The following is a 305-nucleotide window of genomic DNA, read 5'->3' on the forward strand; positions in this document are numbered from 1 at the left end:
TTTCGCGCGAGCCGGGCGCGGTGTCATACAGGCGCGACAGCGTGGCGTTGGTCTGCGCCTCCAGCGAGGCACGCTCCGAGCGGTTCGAGGCCTGGGCATTCTCGTTCGTGGTGGTGCAGGCCACCATGGCGAGGCTGCCGACCGCCACTGCAGCAGCGACGGCAAGAGAGCGAATGGAAAGTTTTTGCATAAGAGAACTCCTCAATCAACGGGGGCACAAGTCCTGCCGCACCGTGTGAGCCTCCAAAGCCAGCGCAGGCGCAGGTCTGAGCACCATATTAGGACTTTCAGCACATTTTTCGCAC

General features: G+C 62.0%; 1 protein-coding gene. It reads right to left on the bottom strand.

Annotation, left to right across the window (positions count from 1 at the left end; genetic code table 11):
- Positions 1–190 (bottom strand): hypothetical protein (locus QZH66_RS18960; protein WP_305807313.1); only part of this gene is annotated, 190 nt, incomplete at its 3' end.
- Positions 191–305: the final 115 nt, after the last annotated feature.

Origin of the sequence: Stenotrophomonas sp. YIM B06876, from assembly GCF_030711595.1 — a bacterium.
Taxonomy (GTDB): Bacteria; Pseudomonadota; Gammaproteobacteria; order Xanthomonadales; family Xanthomonadaceae; genus Stenotrophomonas.